Consider the following 1,303-nt stretch of genomic DNA (forward strand, 5'->3'; position numbering starts at 1 on the left):
GGTATGACTCACCCACATGGGTTACAAATCAGTTCACGCACATAGGTAACAGTTATTAACTGGCAGGGTCGATTTTGTGAGGATCTGACCATGCCCTGGGAAGAGCTGAAACCTATGGACCTCAAAGTGATGTTCATCGCCGCCTATTTGGCTGAAAGAGATACCTTTAGCCAGCTGTGCCGCGACTACCAGGTCAGTCGGAAGACTGGCTACAAATGGGTCGAGCGGTACGAGGCTGAAGGGCCTAGAGGGCTCGAAGAGCGTAGCCGGTGCCGGCACAATCAAACCTATGTTGTGCCTCTTGCTATCAGGCAAGCAATTATCGAGCTTCGCTCTATCGGGGAGACTATTCCCGGGCCGAAGAAGATTCAGAACGACTTGCGCCAGCGTTTTCCCGGGCAGGATCCACCCTCGAAAACAACCATTTACAACATCCTCAAGGCCGCTGATCTGATTGCACCTCGGCGTGTGCGTCAGCGCGTGGCTGTCTATCCAAAGCCCCTGTGCAAGGCAGAAACCCCAAATCAGCTCTTTAGCGCTGACTACAAGGGGCAGTTTCTGACAGGGGCCGGAGTGTGGTGTTACCCGCTGACGATCATGGACCATGCCAGCCGCTTTCTGCTGGCCTGCCAGGGCATGCGCAATACCAACTTCAAAGAAACCCAACAAACCTTCGAGCGTGTTTTTCGCGAGTATGGCTTGCCTGAACGTATTCGGACCGACAACGGCATACCGTTTGCCAGCACGGGCCGTGCAGGGTTATCACAGCTGTCGATCTGGTGGCTGCGGTTGGGGATTATCCCTGAGCGAATTGAGCCCGGCCGCCCAGATCAGAATGGGCGCCATGAAAGGATGCACCGAACCCTGAAAAGCACTTTGCCCCAACCAGCGGCGATTGCTTGGGAAGCTCAGCAGAAACACTTTGATCGCTTTATGCAGCACTACAATCATGAGCGAGGGCACGAGGCGCTTGGCCAGAAAACAACAGTCTCATGTTATTTGCCCTCACCCCGCGCTTACCCGGAAAAGCTGCCTGAAATGGGGTATGCGAGCCACGTGGAGTGTTACCTGGCTGATAGTAATGGAATCATCAATCGAGCAGGTCTTAGGATCTACATAGGCAATCTGCTCAAGCATCAGACCATTGGAATGGAGCTAATTCGAGATGATGTCTGGGAGGTGATCTTCGGGCCTGTGATCCTAGGCCGTGTCGATGCTAGAGACGCAAAGAACGGGTATGTTTCAATCAAAGTGTCACCTATGTGAATGCACTTTTTTGTAACCTATGTGGTTGTCCCGTACA

General features: G+C 53.1%; 1 protein-coding gene. It reads left to right on the forward strand.

Annotated features, from left to right (window positions below; genetic code table 11):
• Nucleotides 1-90: 90 nt before the first annotated feature.
• Nucleotides 91-1,266, forward strand: coding sequence for an integrase core domain-containing protein (locus tag HBR94_RS28335; RefSeq protein ID WP_170045909.1), 1,176 nt, complete (start codon nt 91-93; stop codon nt 1,264-1,266).
• The last annotated feature ends 37 nt before the right edge of the window (nt 1,267-1,303 follow it).

Source organism: Pseudomonas sp. WS 5412, from assembly GCF_012985615.1.
GTDB classification, from domain to species: domain Bacteria; phylum Pseudomonadota; class Gammaproteobacteria; order Pseudomonadales; family Pseudomonadaceae; genus Aquipseudomonas; species Aquipseudomonas shahriarae.